General features: G+C 68.5%; 1 protein-coding gene. It reads left to right on the forward strand.

The window, feature by feature from the left end; translation table 11 throughout:
• Positions 1 to 240 precede the first annotated feature (240 nt).
• Positions 241 to 1,434 (forward strand): IS110 family RNA-guided transposase, encoded by a 1,194-nt coding sequence (locus BUB75_RS44000; RefSeq protein WP_073266872.1) that lies wholly within the window; start codon positions 241 to 243, stop codon positions 1,432 to 1,434.
• The last annotated feature ends 12 nt before the right edge of the window (positions 1,435 to 1,446 follow it).

Genomic DNA, 1,446 nt, shown 5'->3' on the forward strand with positions numbered 1-1,446 from the left:
GCGGCTACTTATTCAATGGGCGGTAGGACGGTGCCCGGCGGGGTAGCGTCCAGGCGCCCGGTCCGTCGCTCCCACTGCGGCTGCCCACGCGGGTCGTGTGGCTCTCATCTGGCCTGCGCGGTCCGGGCGTCGCACCAGGGTCGGAGTGGCTGAAGAGGGGTGTGCCCCGCGCTCGAAGTAGCGGTGCCCTCACGACCTTTCCTATCAGTTGCAGGGGGCGCTGAAGGAATCGACGCATCGATGAGCACTGCCTCGACCAGCCCTTCCTCCGGTCCGTGCCGGGTAGTGATCGGGATGGATCCTCATAAGCGATCGGTCACGATCGAGGTGATGGCCAGCGACGAGACCGTGCTCGGTCGCGGCCGGTTCGACACCACCGTCGACGGCTACGCGGCCATGAAGAGATCGGTGGCCAGCTGGCCGGACCGCGTGTGGGCGATCGAGGGCTGCAACGGCATCGGCAAACACATCGCCGCGCGGCTGCTCGCCGACGGCGAGCAAGTGATCGACGTGCCGCCCAAGTTGTCTGCCCGGGCCCGTGTATTCACCACCGGGCAGGGCCGAAAGACCGACGCCACCGACGCTCACTCCGTCGCGCTGGTCGGCACCCGGATGGCCGGGCTGCACCCGGTCGTCGACGACCAGCAGCTAGCGGTCCTGCAGACCCTGGTCGACCGGCGGCGTTCACTCGGCGAGGACCATACCCGGATGATTTCCCAGCTCCACGCCCTGCTCCTGCTGCTCGTGCCCGGCGGGGCCAAGAAGTTCCTGTCCGCCGCTCAGGCCAAGACGATCCTGGCTGGCGTGCGCCCGAGAGATCCGGCCAGCAAGGCCCGTCGCCGGGTCGCCGCGGAACTCATCACCGACCTCGAACGCATCTACCAGCGCAGCAAGGCCGCCGACAAAGAACTCCGTGAACTGGTCGTCGCGACGGGCACCAGGCTGCTCGAGCTCCATGGGATCGGCCCGTCCGGCGCGGCCCGCCTGCTCGTCGAGGTCGGCAACATCCAGCGTTTCCCCAGCAAGGCCCACTTCGGATCGTGGACCGGCACCGCACCGATCGACGCATCCTCCGGCGACCGAGTCCGTCACCGCCTCTCCCGCGGCGGAAATCGGCAAATCAACCGGGTCCTGCACACCATGGCCACCGTCCAGCTGCGCAACCCCACCGCCGGCCGGGCCTACTACGACCGACGCAAGGCCGAGGGGAAAACCTCGATGGAGGCCATGCGAGCCCTCAAACGACGCCTCTCCGACGTCGTCTACCGCACCATGCTCCGCGACACGCACGACATACCCGGGACGGGCCCGGGAGGACAACCGGGGACGACACCTGACTCCAGCGCGGCCGACTCCAACCCCGACATCGACGCTTCGGAAAAGTCACTCCCCGGACCCGCCACCGACCACCCTACGACCCCGGGCTTGACCTAGAGGGGTGCCAGA

Origin of the sequence: Cryptosporangium aurantiacum (assembly GCF_900143005.1) — a bacterium.
In the GTDB taxonomy this organism is placed as follows: Bacteria; Actinomycetota; Actinomycetes; order Mycobacteriales; family Cryptosporangiaceae; genus Cryptosporangium; species Cryptosporangium aurantiacum.

Bases quoted from the DNA above. Each gene is read 5' to 3' on its own strand.
- BUB75_RS44000 (WP_073266872.1), top strand. From the start codon at position 241: ATGAGCACTGCCTCGACCAGCCCTTCCTCCGGTCCGTGCCGGGTAGTG.